Here is a 20,038-nt window from a genome sequence, read left to right on the forward strand (position 1 = left end):
AGGATAGATTTTGCTTGGCTTAATTTACTTTTCATGATTTTATTCAGATGGCAGATGATATTCTTATAACTACTCCATTATCAAACCCTTATTACTAATTATTCTACCTTCCTCACCCAGCCTTCTAAATTGAAAAGGAATGGCTAAAATGAGATTTAGGTTTATGCTTAAGTGAGCTACATGATCAGACAATTTCCCATTTGGTTCGGGAAGGATATCCCCAAACAATCCCTACTATTCCAAAATCTAAATCGGGTTTCAAGTTTTTTGAGGCTGAATTTTTCCTGAAGAATGGAAAATAAATCACCTTCTAAAAAATAGTATCACTTTTACACATAATAATAATAGCAAAATTTACAGATCAATAATAAATTTGAATAATTAGGACAGTTTTTATAACATATAAAATCACTGCGCTTGTTTAGGTATAAATAATTCAATCAACCAAAGACAATTGAACGGTAAAAACAATTCTTCAACCTTTGAAATAGGAGTAGTAGGGCTTGGATTAATGGGGACAAGTATCATTGTATCTCTTTTAGTTAGTGGACACCCCGTTATCGGTATTGCACCACTTTCCTCTGATATGGATGGGGCCTTGGACCGGATACATTCCCAACTGAATCATGCAGATGAAGCAGGTCTTTTGAGTGAAAATGTAGACTATTACCTAAAAAGACTTCATCTTACTGAGGATTACTCTAAATTAAAGTCTTGTAGTTTGATACAAGAATGTGTCACTGAAGTAATTGCGATTAAAACGGAAGTTTACTTAAAAATAAGTCAAAACACCGAGTCCACTGCCGTCATAGCTACCAACACTTCAGCTATTCCAATTAGCGTTTTGCAGGAAAATGTTAATCTGCCTTCCAGATTTATTGGTATACATTGGGCAGAACCGGCCTATATGACACGCTTTTTAGAAGTTACGAAAGGTGCCCTTACGGATGAAAAAATAGCCAATAGGGTACTTTCATTGGCCCGTACCTGGAACAAAGAGCCTACCTACCTTAAAAAAGACTTACGAGGCTTTGTTACAAATCGAATGCTCTATGCAGTTTACCGTGAAATGTTTGCTATTTTAGAAAATGGCGAAGCTTCGATGGATGATTTAGATAAGGCCTTTAGGTATGATCCAGGCTCATGGATGACCTATATGGGATTGTTTAAAAGAATGGACCAATTGGGCCTTTCAGATTTTAAAGAGATATTTGAGAATATATTTCCTCAATTGGACAATTCTCAAACCGTCCCCACTACAATGCAAGCGATCGTAAAAGTACAAGGAAAAGGAATAAACAACGGTAAAGGTTTGTACAATTATACTAAAGAAGAAGCAATAAAGTGGGAAGAGGCCTTCAAGGACTTTAATCACGAAATTTTCCATTTGGCTGCACAATATCCAGAAATTAATACATAGAAAAATGAGTAACGAAAAGTACCAGAAATCCGCAGACTTATTGGCCAGAGCAAAAAATGTTTTGGCAGGAGGAGTTTCCTCTGAGTTTAGAAAATACAATCATCCCCATGCATTGTTTTACAGCCATGGAAGTGGTAGTCGTATTTATGATGTAGATGGAAATGAATATAGGGACTTTACATTAAGTCAAGGGCCTTTGATTTTAGGACATTCACATCCTGAAGTTTTGAAAGCTGTCCATGATTATTCTGCAAAAGGCCAATTGTTTGCAGGCCAACACATGATGGAACTTGAATTGGCGGAGAAATTACAGGAGCTCATTCCATCAGCAGAGATGATGCGTTTTTGTCTGGATGGATCAGAAGCAGTTCAAACAGCCTTCAGGGTGGCACGATCAAAAACAGGAAAAAGCAAATTCCTTAGATTTGAAGGTCATTACCATGGTTGGTTGGATAATGTTTGCTATGGTATTTCTACGCCTTCTCCAGAAGCATTAGGACCTCGAAACGCCCCAAGTCCAAACGCATGGAGCCAAGGCCTACCACCTGATTCAATCAACGAATTCCACCTACTTCCTTGGAATGATTTGGAATTGGTTAAAGCCAAATTGGAGGAAAGTCATCATGAAATCGCTGCCATAATCACAGAACCTATCATGTGTAACAATGGGTGTATTGTGCCCAATGAAGGTTATCTGAAAGGCTTAAGGGCCTTGTGTGATGAATACAACGTTGCACTGATTTTTGATGAGGTAATTACAGGTTTTAGAATTGGTCTTGGAGGTGCTCAGACCTATTTCGGCATCACTCCGGATATGTCCATTTTTGCTAAAGCAATAGGAAGTGGTTATCCAATCAGTGCCATTGTAGGTAAAAAAGAATGGATGGAAGAAATCTCTTCAGCGAGAGTAATCCATGCAGGTACCATGAACACGGCCAACCCAACAGTTGCTGCTGCCATGGCTACAGTGTCGGTTTTGGAAAGAGAAAATCCTTATGCCAAAATGTTTGATCTAGGCGATCAGTTACGCAATGGATTGAGAGTCCTAGCCAAAAAAACTGGGCATAATATGGTTGTCTCTGGAATCGGCCCTATTATCCATACTGGTTTTTCAGATGGAGAAGGACTGAACGAGTTTAGAGATGTATTAAAACTAGACAAAGCCAAATTGGGTCAATTTATTTCTGGCTTGCATGATGATGGCGTTCGCGTAATTGGTAGAGGACTATGGTATTTATCTGCCGTACATACTGAAGAGGACATTCTTCATGCCCTTAAAAGTGTAGAGAAGGTATTGGCTAAGATGAATGAAAAGTAAAATGACCCTATCAGAAATTAACATCTGTTTAGTGGGTGATGGAAAAGACCTTTCCGGAATTGCCTTGTGTTTGGGCAATTCCGGACATAAGGTTTCCCTTATTGCTAATGAAATACCAAAAACTGCTTTATCAAAAGACCTCGAGGCCCATGCCATGGTTAATACTGAACCAGACTGGACAGCCTTACAAACAGCAGCCATAATAATTGTCAATACCTCTGAAAATATCGAGCTAAAAAAAGACTTCCTAAATAAAATAGCTCAAAATGCTACAAAGGACACCCTGATCGCTATAAACATGGAAAGCTATCCTTTGGAAAATTTTCAGGAAGGCTTCTCTAATCCTGAGCGTTTGATTGGGCTCAACTGGGTATATCCTGCGCACCAAACTTTTTTTCTTGAGCTAATTATTACAGATATAACAAATACAGAAGCAGTAGAAGAATTGATGAAATTAGCCCGCGAACAGTGGGGTAAAGACCCTTACTTATTGAAAAATGGTAGAGGGATACGAAGTAGATTGCTGGCTGCTATGGCTAGAGAGTCTTTTTATCTCATAGATAACGGTTATGTTGAGCCTATAGACATTGACAGGGCTTGTCGGAATGACCCTGGTTATTATTTGCCTTTTGCTGGCAATTTCAGGTACATGGATTTAATGGGAACCTTTATTTATGGACTGGTAATGAAAGACCTCAACCCGGAGCTATCACAAAAAAAATCACCTTCTATGTTGATGAATTCAAAGTTAAATGCAGGCAAGACCGGACTGGAAAGTGGTGAAGGATTTTATTCCTATTCAGAAAATGAAGTTGAGACTTTTGAAAAAGATTTCTTAAAATTCAATAAGAAAATTAAAGCACTTATGGAGAAGTATCCCTTTGAGGATCAAAACGCCAAGCAACAAAACACTCCATAAGGAAAAGAAGCAGACTTATGAAAAAACAAAAGAGCAAAGAGCAGTTTGACCAGGATGGTTACCTGTACTTCCCAGGGTTTTTAGACAAGATTGAAACCAACCAAATTAAGTCTAGGTTGGATAAAATTGTAGAGGAAGGATTGCAGGACATCCCTACAGGACACATCAAATTCGAGAATACAGAAAATAAGCAAGGGGTAAAAATGATTCAGGATCTCCACTTATATGATCCCTTATTCAAAAACATTCTCTTTGAAAGTAAATTTTCAGCCCTGGCAGCTGAGCTACTGGGTGAAAAAGTAGTAGGCAAGACAGTGGAATTTTTTAATAAGCCTGCCAAAATCGGAAAAGCAACTCCTCCTCATCAAGACGGGTATTATTTTATGCTGACTCCCATGTCAGCTGTCACCTTCTGGATTTCCCTAGAGGAAGTGGATAAAGACAATGGTTGGGTGAGCTATGTCAAAGGTTCTCATTTGAATGGTGTGAGGACACACGGAAAATCTGGAACCATAGGCTTTTCTCAGGAAATCGTAGATTTTGGAACACCTTCGGATCTAGAAAATGAAGCGTTTATAGCAACAAACCCTGGAGATGTATTGATTCATCATGCCCTTACTATCCATAGAGCAGCACCAAACACAAGTATAAATAGAAGTAGGAAAGCCTTAGGACTGATTTATTTTGGAGAATCCGCCAAAGAAGACCTCGTTGCCAAAAAAGCTTACATAGCCTCCTTAAACAAATAATATCAATGTATCACTCCTTAAGAATATTTGCTTATTTAAGCTTCCTTTTAATCACTTCGATGGTCCTCTTTTCTTGTGGAGAAAAAAACAATATGCTCTCAGAAGAGGATAAAAATCTTTCTTATGAGGTACTGGACAAGGTGATGCAGGAGGAAGAACAATGGGTAAAAGTTCATGCTGCTGAGTACAAGTTACAAGTAGGGCTACCTGAGGGGGTGTACGATACATTTTTAAAGCAACTTGCTCTGTATGAAAATCAGGCTCCCTATAGAATCGGTATCTGGAGAGTGTTGGCTAAATCTGCTCCTACAGAAGCTGAAAGACAGCAATACATTGACAAAATCATAGCCGTATTTAACGATACAGAAGCCAGCGATAGAATTCATGCAGCAGAAACCTTAGCCAAGTTGGGCGTCCCCGTCAGTACTTTAGCCAAAGCTACCACGGACAAAATCCTTAAAGGAGAAAAAGGAAGTCTCTGGGTATATACCCTTTGGGCTAGTATGCAAGGCCAAGAAAAATCTAACAACCCAATGTTAGAAGCCTTGATGTCAGGCATCGAAGAAGAAATCCCTAGACTACAAGCTGCCTATGCCCTGAAAATGGAAGGAAATATTCCAGAAGAAAGATGGGAATCCCTTGCGACAATGGCACTCGATGAACCCAGTTCTTCCATTGCAAAAATTCACCTGCTTACTGCCGCTTACTATTGGGCAGAACCTGAACTTCAAAAGTCTGAGTCCTATAAAAAAATTGAAGATTTAATATTTGCCCTACAGCAGTCCGATAATAAAGGCGATAGAATGGCACTGGCATTAACGATCGCACATAAGGGGGATTGGTCTCATCAATCCATATTGCTAGGGTACCTACGCAACGACAATCCCTTAGGTACTGAGATTAATGCTGAAACCAAAGCTTCAAATGCCGATGTGATGGCTACTGCAGCTTTTGCATTGCTTCGCATGGAGCAAACAACCCACCAATTGTCCACTATAGATTGGGCTATCGTTCTGATCTATATGCTTGGAATGATGGTAATTGGATACATCTTCTCAAAGAAAAATAAAAATGAAAAGGATTTTTTATTAGGCGGTGGCAAGATGAATCCTATAGCTGTAGGTTTATCGCTTTTTGCTACTTTATTAAGTTCCTTGAGCTACCTCTCCTACCCTGGAGAGATGATCAAATACGGACCTGTGATCTTTTCAGGTGTTTTGGCTTTTCCTTTAATTTATTATATCGTTGGGTGGTTTCTAATACCACGTTTCATGAAATTAAAAGTAACCTCTGCCTATGAGATTTTGGAGATTAATTTGGGGGTAAGCATTCGATTACTGGCTACTTTTCTGTTTTTGTCATTACGGTTTCTTTGGATGGGCACAATTATTTTCATCACAGTAAATACAGCAATCATCTCAATTTTTGGCTTTGAAGATACTACCTCAAACATACTTTGGATCAGTATAATTTTAATAGGGGTGACCATTATTTATACCACCATGGGTGGTTTGAAGGCTGTGGTATTTACAGATGTGATTCAATCTTGCGTTTTGCTGGGAGGAGCCTTGCTAACCATTGTTTTGATAAGTGTTTATTTTGGTTCAGCTACTTCATGGATACCCACACAATGGCTGGATCACTGGGGAGAATACAAATGGGCCATCGATGCCAGGGAACGTTTAAGCATAGGTAACGCCTTACTGATGACAGTTATTTGGTATGTGGCTTCATCGGGTTCTGACCAAATGTCCATTCAGCGTTTTCTTGCTACGGAAAATATTCAAACAGCCAGAAAAACCTTTGCCGTCTCATTGATCACCTCCTTTGTAGCTCAATTCCTTTTGGGGCTTGTTGGCCTTGCTGTGCTGGCCTACTTCTTGGACAATCCGCAATTCCTTGCTACCGGAGAGTCGGTGTCCACTCATGCTGATATTTTATTTCCAAAGTTCATACTTGTAGGTCTACCCATAGGTATTTCCGGCTTAGTAGCTGCCGGAATTCTTGCTGCAGCCATGTCTAGCTTGTCCTCCGGATTAAGTGCAACTTCCTCTGTCATATCAGAAGATCTTTTCAAAAGGTTTTCTAGAAAATCAAAACCTGAAAAAGTTGACCAACTCAAGAGGATTAGAATTCTTTCTTTATTTGTTGGCATCTTTACCCTTGCCTTAAGCCTACTGATTAGCCGAGTGGAAGGCAATTTGTATGATGTTGTTGTCAAAGTGGTAAACCTTTTTGTTTCCCCACTTTTCGTATTGTTCTTTATGGCCCTTTTCATTCCGTTTGCTACAGCAAGAGGGGTATTAATTGGAGGATTGATAAGTATTGCAATGGCCATTGCAGTGGCTTTCTTTAAATTTTTGGGAATAGAAGTGCTCTTTATTACTCCAGCTTCACTGTTTTCCGGAATAGTAGCAGGTGTAGTGTTCAGTTATATTGACCATAAATTTTTAGGAAATCAGGAAACCATGAAAAAAAGAAGTGAGAAAATAATGGAGAAATGAAAGTCTTAAGGCAAGGAGTACTTCCAAGAATGGGGGAATTTAGTTACCTAAAGAGTAACACCTTCCCTAATATTGTATTGCTTCCTTCTGGAAGAATACTGGCCGGATACAGGGCAGGAGAAATTAAAACAGACCCCGTACATCAAAAAGCTCTATTGACCTGGTCTGATGATGGAGGAATAACCTGGAGAGAAGCCTTTGAACCTTTCCAGCTCAAACCCATAGATGGAAAGCCAGGCAGGGCACATTCCTTGTATCTATTACCATTAGGCGGAGAAAATGTACTATTAGTAGCCAATTGGGTGGATCACTCAGAGCCCAATCAACCCTTTTACGAACCATCCAATCAACACCTAAAGGATACACGGATTTTCCATTGTCTATCTCAAGACAATGGTGCTACCTGGAGCGAGCCAAAATTTATGGAAACTTCCAAAGCTAATGGACCTACTCCATTAACAGGAGCTCCACTTATGCTGGCAGACGGTAGGATTGTCTGCCAATTTGAGATCAATAAATATGCACAGGATCCTAAACCTTGGGTACATAGGTCTGCACTTATTTTTTCCAGAGACCTTGGGAAAACTTGGGGAGAAATGATTGAAGTAACCAACTATCCTCAGAAATTCTTTTGGGACCAACGCCCTGCTGTGATGAAGGAATCGGGCAAACTGATCAACTTCTTTTGGACTTTTGATGGTGTTAGCCAGGCTTATAAAAACATTCATGCTTCCCTATCCTCAGACTTCGGTAATAGCTGGTCCCTACCCTATGACACTGGCATCTATGGACAACCCGGTAGCCCGGTGGACATGGGAAAAAAAGGTTTATTCACCATTGATATTGATCGAAGAAAAGCCCCAGTCATCACTATCAGGAACAGCCATGATGATGGAAAATCTTACCCAAAATCCTTTCCCTTGTACAAGCAACCTGGAAAAGGGCAAGACAGTGAAAACATGGAATTAAATCAGGCCTGGGATGAAATGTATCGTTTTACTACAGGTCATCCCCATCTGCTAAAAATTAGTGCGGATAAATTATGGGCCTATTTTTATACAGGAAGTAGTACGGACAACACCTCTATTCATTGGATGGAATTTCAAATATGACCCTAGCCCAAAATAACAAACCCTGGCAATTACGCTCTGAAGACTTGTCTGCAATAGAAGCACTGGACTCTTTTATTCCTGAGAAGTTCTTTGACATTCATGCCCATTGGTATAGGAAAGCTGACCTAAATGCTCCTGAGAATAGTTTTTGGAACAGTGGGCCGGAGATAGCTGGTTATGGGCAGTGGGAAGATTATACCCAACAATTGCTTCCAAAAGCTTCCCTCCTGGGTGGCTTGTTTTTCCCTGCCCCCTTGCCTAAGGTTAATTTATCCGCCGCCAATCAATTCCTGTTTGATGAACTGGAAAAGTTAACCTTATCCAGAGGATTGATACTGGTGAAACCGGAAACCTCCCAAAAAGAATTGGAGCTGGGGCTTTCACATGCCAAAGTAGTCGGATTCAAACCCTACCATGTGTATGGTACCGAAACTCCAACTTCTCAGTCGGGAATTACAGGATTTTTACCAGAACCTATCTGGGCTACGGCGCATGAACACGGAGCAGTAATCATGTTGCACATCATGAAAGACAAGGCCTTGCTTGATCCTAAAAACTGCGAAGACATTAGAAGGCTCTGTTTGAAATACCCCAATGTAAAACTGATTCTGGCGCATTGTGGAAGGAGTTTTCATGCCTTGCACGCTGAAGGAGCAAAATTCCTGAACAGCATTCCTAATATATGGTTTGACATGTCAGGGATCTGTGAAATGCAGGCAATATTACCCATATTGAAATACTTCGGTCCGGAAAAATTAATGTTTGGTACTGACTTCCCGGTCTCACAAATCCGAGGAAAATGTGTAAGTATAGGCAATGGTTTTATTTGGTTGGATGAAAACAATTGCAATTGGGACCAAGCATGGGGCAAACCTACCTTGGTAGGTTTAGAGTCCCTCAACGCCTTGAAGGAAGCTGCGAATAATTTTGGCCTAGATAAATCGGATCTGGGTTTAATATTTTGGGAAAATGCCATGTACTTACTCGGGTTAAATGAGCATTCGCCAACAACTAATCAAGCTTATTACAAACACGCAAAAACCAAAATCCCCGGAGGTACCCAGCTACTAAGCAAAAGACCAGAGAACATGGCTCCCAATCATTGGCCTCCCTATTTTAAGAAGGCTTCAGGATGTGAGATTTGGGATTTGGATGGGAAACACTTTTATGACTTCTCCACCAATGCCGTGGGTTCTTGCATTCTGGGTTATGCCCACCCCGAAATAAATAAGGCCATAATTAAAAAAGTAAACCTGGGGAATATGTGTTCGCTCAACCCTCCTGAGGAGGTAGCATTGGCAGACAAACTCTGTGAAATTCATCCTTGGGCCGATCAAGCCAGGTTTGTCAGAGGCGGTGGAGAAGCCTGTGCAGTGGCAGTAAGAATCGCGAGAGCAACTACCGGCAGGGATAAAATCGCCCTTTGTGGTTACCATGGCTGGCAGGACTGGTATTTGGCCGCGAACCTAGGAGAAAATGATGCCCTCAAAGGCCATTTATTACCCGGATTAAGTCCCGAAGGTGTTCCTGATGCCCTGAGAAACACCAGCTTCCCCTTCAAATACAATGACCTGGAGGCCTTTCAGGAAATCATTGACCAACAACCGGACCTGGCGGCAGTGATAATGGAACCTTGCAGGTATGAGAATCCTGAGGACGGCTTTTTGGAAGAAATCAGGTCTATCACTAGGAAACATGGAATCTTGTTGATCATGGACGAAATTACAGTGGGTTGGCGTTTACATTTTGGAGGCATGCATTTGAAGTATGGCATTGAACCCGACATGGCTGTTTTTGCCAAAGCTTTAGGAAATGGGTATCCCATTGGGGCAGTTATAGGAAGCAAGGCTGCCATGGAAGGAGCTCAGCGATCCTTTATCAGTAGCACTTATTGGACAGAGAGTTTAGGTTCAGTAGCCGCATTGGCTACTATTGCAGCAATGGAAAAGCGGGATATTCAAAAGGTCATTGAGCATTCTGGCCAACAAGTTCAGGGTATCTTGCAAACAACCGCTGCTAGTGAAAACCTTCCCCTACAAGTCAAAGGCTTCCCTGCTTTGACAAGCTTTAGTTTTGACCATCCTGAAAGTGAAATGTTAAGAACCATTTTTACCCAACAGATGCTTTCCAAAGGCTTTCTTGCAGGCACTTCCTTTTACCCTACGCTTGCCCACAATGAAAAAATCATCGCTGCCTACAAACAGGCCTTGGCTGAAACCTTTGGAAGCTTAAGTCAGGTCATTAAAGAGAACAGTTTTGAAAAATGGCCCAAAGAAGAAAAGGCCCATAGTGGCTTTTCGCGGTTATTGTAGGTGGGAGTTGCGGAAATGGGAATTTATGGCTGAATGGCTGAAGTTGAAATGGGCTGACTCAATTGAAAGTTAGTAACGAACCCACCCATCCTGAAAGCACAAAATCGCTCGACCGCGGCGTAGGGATCAAGGGGATTTTTGACGTAAACATTTTATAGTTTAAGCTTATGATAATTGGACAGCCCATAGAAATACAAAAATAATTCCCGAACTTTAGCTTTAATCCAAACCCAAAAACAATGAAAAAAACAAACATTCTACTGACCGCTCTTTTTCTTCTTATTGGAATGGCGAGTAGCCATGCCCAAACTACCATGGAAGAGTTTCTGGCCAAATGGGAAAACAGCAAAGCTTTTACCCTTGAAGCCATTGATAAAATGCCTGATGATAAATTAGACGACAAACTCCATGAATCTGCCATGTCATTTAGAGAGCAAATCATACACACAGGTGCTGCTGTTGCTAATATCTCCAAAGGTTTTTTACTTGGGGTTGACATGGATTTCGATCCTTCTGCAAAACCTCAAACCAAAGCAGAAATGAAAGAATTCATCAATAAAACCTACGATTATGCTAAAAAAACCATTTCTTCTCTCTCTGAGGCACAATTATCCGAAAAAATAGATTCTTTCGCCGGAAAAATTACTCGTAGGCAAATGGTAGGATTGCTGGACGACCATACTACGCATCATAGAGGTGCCGCCATAGCCTATATCAGGGCGCAAGGCATTGAACCTCCGGGTTATAGAGGTATATAATTTCTTTAACAGGTGGCTGAGCGGAGCCGAAGCCTAACGGCTGAGTGAATTCAATACCCGGCAGCTGAGCGGAGCCGAAGCCTCAGGGTAACGAATGCGTAAAACCTACTCCTTCGAATCTGCTCAGGGTCCGGTAATATGGTTGACTTTCTGTAGAAACAACATACTGATAAACAGTGATATACCCGTATAAATCCCCCTACCCCCTTGTCAAGGGGGACTTGCGGAAATGTGATTTTTTGGCTGAATGGCTGTAGTTGATACGACTGAATTAATGTAAATCAGTTACGACACTATCATTCCTGAAAGCACAAAATCCCTCCGCCGCGGCGGAGGGACCAAGGGGGATTTATTACGTAAATTGTAAACCTATTGTAGTTCCCCGGCGGCTGAGCGGAGCTGACACTTAACGGCTAAGTGATCTCAATACCCGGTGGCTGAGCAGACAGAGCCGATAACTAACGGCTGAGTGAACGCTCTACCCGGTGGCTGAGCGGAGCCGAAGCCTTAGGGTTGCGTACGCGTAATACCTACTACCCCTTCCCCTCAGGGTCCGGTTGATTGGTTTCGTCACTAAATACCCTACAATTCAAACTTATTTAGCATTTTTCAAAAACCTGTCCAAAAAGGCAAAGCTTTCCTTCCCGTTAATGGTATGTCCATCATTAAAATAAGCAATGGTGGTAAAACCTTCCTTTTGAATATTTGCATAATGCCTTCTTACTTTGGCATATTCATAAGCCACCCATTTGTCTGTACCGACAGCATCCTTATGGCCTCTTTCCACCATAAATGGTCTCGGAGCGATTAAGGCTGCCATTTCAGCATAATTGAATGTATTGGCCAGGTTCCACTCTGGAATTTCATACTCTCCGGTAAAAGGATAACTGTTGAAAGCTTCATAATCTGTGCTTGCTACTTTTCGTACCCATTCATTAAAGTCTCCTGAACAAATAGACAATGCATAACCTTCCACCAGGGCTGGAACCCGCATGGCTGTTTTTCCTCCATAAGACAGGCCATAAAACCCAATTCTCTCCGAATCCACAAAATCCTGCTGACCTAACCAGTCTACAATACGTTGGTGCTGACCTGTAATGATAGAGTAAAGGGACAAACCCAATGGGTTGGCTTTTCTCTGCAAAACCCTGAAATTATCTTGACCCCAATACAAATTGTGTGGGGCAAATACCACATAGCCCCTATCCGCTAGGTCTGAGGCAAATCCTTTATAGGCTTTATATGCCCTTTCACTTTTATCTTTTGTCAAAACATCTTTGGGTAAACCTTCTAAACCATGCTGGGTAACCACAGCCGGCAAAGGAACTGATGGATCTATTCCTTTTGGAACCAGTAAAATTCCCCAGGCAAAAACACCTTCCCAAACATCCAGTTTCAGTTCATAGGCTGTCCAAGTATCTGTTTCTGCATAGAATCTCGCTTCGGTATTGTTTGGCACATTCGGATCGGGCAACTTCCCTAATTCTTCCCATAACCTTGCCCTATGGGCTGATTTTATATCTTTCAAATCTCCCGAATTTCTATCAAAGGTCTGCCAAAAAGTACTGTCCCGGATAGTCTCAGAAGCGGGAATAAGTTGCTGCACATGGTCTTCCATAGCTCGTACAGCCCTTTCTTGCCTTTCTTCAGTATTAAGCCAATGACTCGGTAAGCCACTGTTTAATAAAGAAATATTCTTTTCATTTAATTCAGCTTCTATACCCAAATCTTTCAGGAATGTTAGTAAGGCTTTATCGGATTGCACACTATTTGCTGAATTACTTCCCTCAAAAAACCGAAGGTTACTTTTGCCTTTGGGAAGCATTGCTTCTGCCCTTTGCCACTCTGCCTTCACCGAAGAAAGTTCCGGAATTGATAAGACTCCAGGAGCAGCACCAGTCCTTCCGGCTGATGGTGCCGGTGGGCCTGAAGCTTCCGGATACAAAGAATCTTCAATGTTTAACTTTTGCGGCCAACTCATGACCGCCAGCTCGGCATCCCCAAATTTTTTCAATAAGCCAAAGACATTTCTATAAATTGGCTCCTTCCATATATTCTCTCTTTGGTCAAAATAACCACTTACCAATGAGGAGGAAATCCTAGAATCCAAGGCCGCTGCATAAAGGGACAGCATCCCTCCTTCTCCATGGCCGGCAACACCGATTTTAAGTAACTTTCCCGTCCGCTCATTTTTTGCTTGGAACCAATCAACTGCTGCCAATACTTTCTGTAATTCATAGCCGATCACATGCCTGCCCAGAATAAAGCCTTGTCTGTAAATGTACTCTCTATGGGTTTGGTTGGTGAATTTCCCTTGTATAGGATTACCTGAAAAAGTATCCTGCCGATTGAGTAACACAGGAACCAACACCTCCACACCATTTTTCGCCATTGCTGCAGCCCTACCAAAACCTGGTTCATCCTTCCCTGTCATACCCGCAACTACCTCTGGTGCTGTGGCTGCATCCGGAACATAGACCACCCTGGCTTTGGTCTCCCCTTTGGGACTGATCAACAAACCTTCGGCATAAAAATCACCAAACACTCCGTCAAATACCCGCCATTTTACCGCAGAGATGGTATATTTATCATTCGCGTAAGTATAGGGTTCGAGCACTCCACTTTCCTGGTAGCTCATAAAAGGAATGGATCTCTCGTCTACGAGCCCCAAAATCTGTTGCAATTCCTGTCTTTGGGAGGCTATTGATTGATTGAAAGCTGCAGGACTTGTAAAATCCCTTTGCCAAAAATCATTTCTTGTTGCCTTGCTTTCCTGAAGGGCCTGATCCAAAAACGCTCCTACTCCCTTCATCATGGTATTGGGCAAGTCAAATTTCTCGCCCAACAAACGCGCCTGAAAAGGAAATTCATGTTCAGTTTGGCCCAAACTTTCCCCAAGGACTCCTGTCACCATGAATAAAATAACAAGCCAAATCCTACTCTCTGAAAAGCAAATTACATGCATCTATCTATTCGATTTTGTTTAAACCTGTGAGGTTAATCTGTTATTTTATTTCCTTGTCCACCAATGGATTGAATAGGGTCAAAGGAACTGTCATCTGGGTTTAGGGCAGTTATCAAGCACCCCGAAACTTTACTTTCTGTAACATTGTCCAACAAGAGGCCAACTTTTTCACAACTCAACAGGCTACAATTCCCAATATTAATACGCTTTGAATCACGTACAACAAGACCTGGGCTGTCCTTGGAACCATAAACCTGCACCCCTGTGAAGATACAATCCTCACTATTGGTGACCAATAACTTATTGGATGGAAGCGTCCCGGAGGGATAATTGGCATTGGCATCAAATAAATTTGATCCAAACACTACATTGCTACAGCCCTCCATCAATAAGCCGTAATCATAGCCTTGCCAAATGGTGTTTCCAGTGACTACCACTCCCCTGCAATATTGCAAGTCAATATTTACCATCACATCACTCAACACATTTCCGGTGATGGTTACATTTCCCCAGCGCTCTTTTTCACTTCCAATTCCCGATTGATCTTTTCCAATAATTCGAATATTTGCTGAATTGGGCGCATTGCGGTTGTGCTGAATGGTACAACCCGTAATGGCTACTTCAGCGGTTCCAACTGCACTACCCGAGCAATCAATCAGCACATTCGCAGTGGGAGCTTTGTCTGATCCCATATTGCTTTCTATGTCACAGCCTGTGATGTGTATATTCCTGATATTGCCCCCTTTGGTGACAATTCCACCTTCCTTGTTATAACTGATATGACTTCCCGTAATATTGGATTGGTGCAAATTGACCCCATCATAAAAGACGCCAATGCCATGGTTTTCGTAAAGGTGACAATCAGCAATGATTAAATTCCTGTTGTTTTCTCTCAGGTGGATCGCATGCAGGGTATGTCTAATCTGAACCCTGGTGATGGTCAACTGCATGGTGCCTATGGCTTCAATGCCTACAGCCGCTGTATGCTGTCCTTCTATAGACAATCCTTCTACTAAAGGCATACGCTCTGAAGACCAAACCTTCTTATCAAATCCTTCAGGATCAGCTGAGCCAAAATGGGTCCCTGCAATTTTAAATGCCGGGCCGGCTCCTGCCATAATCACCTGTGCATCACCATTTCCCCTAATGCTGGCGTAACCCATTTTTGCCAGATCAATTAAAATGGTTTTAGAAATCTTATAATGTCCTTTTGGGAAAAACAAACGATTCCCACTTGTAGCAACTGCTTTTTGGATCGCTGCTGTGTCATCTGTTTTGCCATCTCCTTTGGCACCAAAATGCTTTACGTTGGTTTCCTCTCCCTCTAAGTTAGAAGAAAGATCAACTGTAGACTTCCCAAACAACTGCCGTGTCCCGACAAATGAAGCCAATGTTGCAGCTGCTACCGTCAAAAACTTTCTCCTTTTACCGGAATTTATCATATTAAAATAGTATTGGGTTTACAATTATTTAACCTGCATCAAATAGGCAAAAAGGTCACTAACTTCTTCATCTGAAAGGGGTTCTAATATCCGCTCTGGCATATAGGTCGTTTGCTGTACTTCCATGGCTGCAATTCTTTCCTGAGACAAAACGGTAGATTTACCCCCTAGTGGTGGTTCAATGGTGACCGTTCCTCCACTCTGTGATTTTAGCCTTCCTTCTAGAATACGTCCATCCGTCGTTACAATTCTTTGCACTTCATATCCTTCTCTGATGTCTGCATTTGGATCTACAATGTGCAATAGTAGGTAATCTGGGTTGGATCGGTCATAGCCGGTAAGCTCCGGACCGGATACCCCACCCTCTCCATTCAGTTGGTGACAGGAACCACAATTGCTCAAAAATAGTGTTCGCCCTTTCTTTATATTTTGTTCACCTGTACCAATCAACTTTCCGTAAGCATTGATTCTTTTGGTCTTTTCTTCAGAAGTCAACAATTTACTATTCGGCCATATTCTGTCAGCTCGTGTATTGATTTCCTCATCCTGAAGTAACCTGAATCGTCTGGCAAGGTGATACTCTACGTCATCGGGGCTTATGGTTTTCGGCTGTTCGATTTCATTGAAAAAGTCCATCGCCCATTCCTTTCGACTGGCAAACAAAGAAATGGCAGCTTCCCTCACATAGACATTGTCCCTGAATCCCGGGTATGCCTTTGACAGTTGTTCACCAATTTCCTTTTGGTTGTAGGATTGCAAGGCATGCAAAGCAGTTTGCTTGATGACAGGAGAAGATTGGCCGTTTTTTACCAGATTCAAAAGATCAGGAACCACTTCATCCTGATTGATTTCTCCCAAGACCTGAATATAGGACAACCTTAATCCGATTTCCGCATTAGGATCTTTGATGATTTTCAATGCTTCTGCCAAGGCTTTTTCTTCCCTGCGCCTTAAGGCCAGGGTAAGCGGAGAGTCCCCCAATTCCTTGTTGTTTTTCTCTAATATTTTCAGCAAATTATCTGGAAGGGTTACCATCTCTCTTCCCAATAAACCTTCCTGTAGTCCTTCAATCAATATTTTAACATGTTTGGATGAAGGTGCCTCTTCCAATAATTGGGTAGCCATGGCAAAGTTTTCCTCACCTCCTTCCATAATGTACCGCTGCATTAACCTGCCTAGCAGTACCTTTTCCATAATTGGATGTTGCCATATTTTATCATCCGCCATCAAGGCCAAAACACCTTCTCTATCCGAGGTTGCTTTTTCTTCCAATGCCCACCAGGTCAACAATGGAATATCAGGGTCCTCGCTATCCTCATGGTTGTTCAGCAAGTTTTCTATAAGTGAAAAAGTTTGGCCAGAAGGCAGTCTTTTGGCTGATGCCATCAGTTGTGACCTCACCTCCGGGTGGATCTCCATTGTAGCTAGTTTTTGAAGCTCCTGGAACATGGCTGGGCTAACGGTTTGCTTGTCGCCAAGCAGCCTTACCGTCCACATCCTTACAAAAGGATCTTGGTGATTCAGTCCTTTTTTGCCGATTTCATCGCTTATGCCCGCTGTAAGGTTAATTGCCCAAAGGGCTTCCAATACTTCTTGTTCATTTCCTGTTTCCAACAAATTGATCAATAACGGAAGGCTACTTGGATCTTTCCGGTCGCCAAACTGTCTCAAGGCTTCCTGACGGAACCATTTGTTTTCATAGGAAAGCAATTGCACCAACTTTTCATTAGAATAGCTGCTTATATCAAAGGATTGCATGGGCTTGTCCTCATTTTTAGGCCCTAGTCTGTAGATTCTTCCACTTGTTTTGTGCCAGGTATCTCTGGGATCCACATGGGACAACCTGCTATCGTACCAGTCAGCAATGTAAATGCCTCCATCAGGCCCTAATTTGATATCCACAGGTCTAAACCACTTGTCCGTGGTGGACAAAACGATTTCCTTGTCCACATTTTCAAAAGAGGAACCCTTTTCAGTAAATGCCGTCAGCTGAATAAAATTATGCAAAGGATTAATAGCAAACATCAGGTCATTGTAATGGGCCGGCAAAGCCGCTCCCTCATATTTGATCAATGAATGGGTAAACCTTTTCTTCTCTCCTTCCAAAGGCATATTGGGCAGGTAGCCAAAAGCATAAGGGTTGGTTAAAGGTCCATGTTTACCCCAGCTTTTGATATAGTAGGCGCCTTGCTTGTAATAGGGACCTCTGTCATAGCCATTGGTTCCTGAAAATATCCTGCCTTTCCGATCAAATTCCACATTAAAGGCATTGTTTCCTCCTCCTTCGGAGAAAAGCTCAAAAACATAGGTCTCCGGGTGGTAACGCCAGATTGCTTGGCCAAGGAAAGCCACATTTTTAGAAACTTTTGAGTTGATATTAGCGGTAGTCGTACTTCCTTGAGCACCATATAGCCAACCATCAGGCCCCCATCTCAAGCTATTGGCAACTGCATGGGTATCCTCCAAACCAAAACCTTCCAAATGTACTTCAGGATCGCCTTCGGGTAATCCATCTTCATTCTCATCCGCATAGGCCAATAAAAAAGGAGGACTAAGCACCCATATTTTCTTTCTTCCCAGAGCTACTCCTGTGGTAATATTCAAACCGGAAATGGCATCTGTACTTTTATCGTATTTGCCATCTCCATTTGTATCTTCAAAAAAGGTAATCCTATCTGCTCCTTTGGCTCCTGCCGGTGGTGGATCCAATTTTTTATCAAACTTCACCCGGGTATGGTTGTCAATGGCCGTAATTTTCAAACCTTTGGGGTAAGGATATTGCTGGTATTGCACCACCCACATTCTACCCTTATGGTCAAAGCTAACCTGTATGGGCTGTGCAATATCAGGTTCAGAAAGCACCAATTCCAAAGACAAATCATCCGGAATAGTGAAATCCTTTAGCACATCTTCGGGAGCCGTAGGCGTTGCTAGGCTGTCGGTCAATACACCTCTTCCCTTGTAATTTTCCATAAAATTGGCCACATCTTCATTGGCCGCAAGGTCCTTGATTTCTAATTCTGACTCTTTTTTACAAGCGAAAATGAACAGGGGTAGCAAAAACCAAATGGATCCCCTTAAATGTTTTAGATGCATAGTAAATTAAAATTGTACCACATGAGTCAATGGAAATGCATGTGCTATTGTTATATTTTATAATTGAATTAAACCAGAGATTTGCTATTGCTTTTCTAATACCAATTGCATTCACTTCCCTAAAAGAAGCGGGATTTTCTTACCTAATCTGGAGTGAAATAAACAGCAATTAAATTAATCATATTTAAACAAAAGACCTAAATACGAAGGTTTTAGATCGGTTTAAACCCTGCTAAATTTGATAAACGGTCTGCACTAAAACCTTAGCCAAAAAATCAAGTTGCCGCAAAGTTATCATGAAGAAGATGCATCCATTATCAAAAGGATTGGAACCTGGGCAAAATACGCTTGGTTAAATCACCATTGCTAAAAAGGAAATGTCTCTTACATTTTGGTTTTTCTATCTTACAATTGCGTTTTAGCAGCTTACATTTCTATTTTTCCCGTCTACAATTGCGTTTTTCCGACTTACATTTCTGTTTTGCCCACCTACAATTACGTTTTCCCCACTTACATTTCCATTTTAGCAACCTACAATTCCGTTTTAGCAGCTTACATTTCCATTTTAGCAACCTACAATTGCATTTTATCCAATTACATTTTCATTTTAGAGGATTACAATAATATTATATAAATACAAACTTGAATTTTTACAACTTACCTATACGCTTAATTACCACCACCAGGAGTAGATTGCATCTACTCCTTATTATCTTTAGCGTAATAATAATTCGCTTCCAATGCTTGGACGAAGTTAAATATTGTAGAAAAAAGAGATATTATATTACCAGCCTCAGAATTAGTTTACAGTTGTAATTTAGTTGATTATTTAAACACTCTTACTTAGATTCAGTCCTACAGCAATAAATTTCTTTATGAATGAAAATACTGGCATTACCTAAAAACACAATATATGCTTAATCAAAGATAAAAATCTACTTTTATTTGTTTATATTTAATAAAATAGTTGCAAATATCATTTTTTTTCAATTTAACTGCTGTTTAATTAATGTTTTATATAAATCCAGATTAACTTAGAAAAATGGTTAAAAAATTCAAAGAAATTAATGGCGACTTTTGGCGCAGTAGCTTTTATGCTAGTCGCCGGCTGGCAGTTTGGTGTTAGTGGTACTGAAGCACCGTTTTCGGGAAAGCAAGTAGCTTTGGAGAAAGCGATTGCTGGGAGTGGGACAAGTGGTACTTGTTATAATACAATTACTATTCAAGAAGGAAGCCAAATTCTATATTGCGGAACCTGTTCTTGGGTAATGGATAGTACAAATTCATGGGTGTCGAGTACAAGTACTTGTTCAAGTTAATTAGTAGGGGGCGTTTTTTGAAATTGACGCCCCCTTTTTCTTTCATAATAAATTCCATAATACATGTTTATAAATTATCTATCAAAGTCATTAAATGCTATACTTTTTTCTTTAATAGTCACAT

Annotated in this window: 12 protein-coding genes; 9 read left to right on the top strand and 3 right to left on the bottom strand. The window is 41.2% G+C overall.

The genetic code is table 11. From position 1 onward, the window contains the following. The first annotated feature begins 454 nt into the window (after positions 1–454). From AC13EX_RS11810 to AC13EX_RS11845, 8 genes are all read left to right on the top strand, one after another. Positions 455–1,420, top strand: a complete 966-nt coding sequence (locus AC13EX_RS11810; protein WP_482892838.1) for a 3-hydroxyacyl-CoA dehydrogenase family protein — start codon at positions 455–457, stop codon at positions 1,418–1,420. A 4-nt stretch (positions 1,421–1,424) separates the two neighbouring features. Continuing rightward, positions 1,425–2,738, top strand: coding sequence for an aspartate aminotransferase family protein (locus AC13EX_RS11815; RefSeq protein ID WP_482892839.1), 1,314 nt, complete (start codon positions 1,425–1,427; stop codon positions 2,736–2,738). Beyond that, positions 2,728–3,657 (top strand): 3-hydroxyacyl-CoA dehydrogenase family protein, encoded by a 930-nt coding sequence (locus AC13EX_RS11820; RefSeq protein WP_482892840.1) that lies wholly within the window; start codon positions 2,728–2,730, stop codon positions 3,655–3,657. The genes AC13EX_RS11815 and AC13EX_RS11820 overlap by 11 nt, the downstream gene beginning before the upstream one ends. 17 nt (positions 3,658–3,674) lie before the next feature. Further along, complete coding sequence (locus AC13EX_RS11825; protein WP_482892841.1) at positions 3,675–4,406, top strand: phytanoyl-CoA dioxygenase family protein; 732 nt, start codon at positions 3,675–3,677, stop codon at positions 4,404–4,406. Between the two features lie 5 nt (positions 4,407–4,411). Next, positions 4,412–6,910 carry a sodium:solute symporter gene (locus AC13EX_RS11830; protein ID WP_482892842.1) on the top strand — a complete coding sequence of 833 codons (2,499 nt, stop codon included), beginning with the start codon at positions 4,412–4,414 and terminating at the stop codon, positions 6,908–6,910. After that, entirely contained in the window at positions 6,907–8,022 is a 1,116-nt protein-coding gene (locus tag AC13EX_RS11835; protein WP_482892843.1) for a sialidase family protein, read from the top strand. The genes AC13EX_RS11830 and AC13EX_RS11835 overlap by 4 nt, the downstream gene beginning before the upstream one ends. Then, on the top strand, positions 8,019–10,334 hold the full coding sequence (locus AC13EX_RS11840) for an aminotransferase class III-fold pyridoxal phosphate-dependent enzyme (RefSeq protein ID WP_482892844.1): 2,316 nt from the start codon (positions 8,019–8,021) through the stop codon (positions 10,332–10,334). Before AC13EX_RS11835 ends, AC13EX_RS11840 begins: the two co-directional genes overlap by 4 nt. Positions 10,335–10,573: 239 nt before the next feature. Beyond that, a complete protein-coding gene (locus AC13EX_RS11845) occupies positions 10,574–11,092 on the top strand; it encodes a DinB family protein (RefSeq protein ID WP_482892845.1) in 519 nt (172 codons plus the stop codon). A 595-nt stretch (positions 11,093–11,687) separates the two neighbouring features. Here the strand turns inward: AC13EX_RS11845 and AC13EX_RS11850 are convergent. Genes AC13EX_RS11850 through AC13EX_RS11860 form a run of 3 tightly spaced genes read right to left on the bottom strand, consistent with a single transcriptional unit; the run spans position 11,688 to position 18,595 of the window. Further along, positions 11,688–14,057, bottom strand: coding sequence for an alpha/beta hydrolase family protein (locus tag AC13EX_RS11850; RefSeq protein WP_482892846.1), 2,370 nt, complete (start codon positions 14,055–14,057; stop codon positions 11,688–11,690). Positions 14,058–14,089: 32 nt separating this feature from the next. Beyond that, positions 14,090–15,499, bottom strand: a complete 1,410-nt coding sequence (locus AC13EX_RS11855; protein WP_482892847.1) for a right-handed parallel beta-helix repeat-containing protein — start codon at positions 15,497–15,499, stop codon at positions 14,090–14,092. A 24-nt stretch (positions 15,500–15,523) separates the two neighbouring features. Beyond that, positions 15,524–18,595, bottom strand: a complete 3,072-nt coding sequence (locus tag AC13EX_RS11860) for a PVC-type heme-binding CxxCH protein (protein ID WP_482892848.1) — start codon at positions 18,593–18,595, stop codon at positions 15,524–15,526. A 1,067-nt stretch (positions 18,596–19,662) separates the two neighbouring features. Between AC13EX_RS11860 and AC13EX_RS11865 the strand changes: the two genes are divergently transcribed. Continuing rightward, a complete protein-coding gene (locus AC13EX_RS11865; RefSeq protein WP_482892849.1) occupies positions 19,663–19,914 on the top strand; it encodes a hypothetical protein in 252 nt (83 codons plus the stop codon). Positions 19,915–20,038: the final 124 nt, after the last annotated feature.

Source organism: Cyclobacterium sp. L-R (assembly GCF_056859355.1).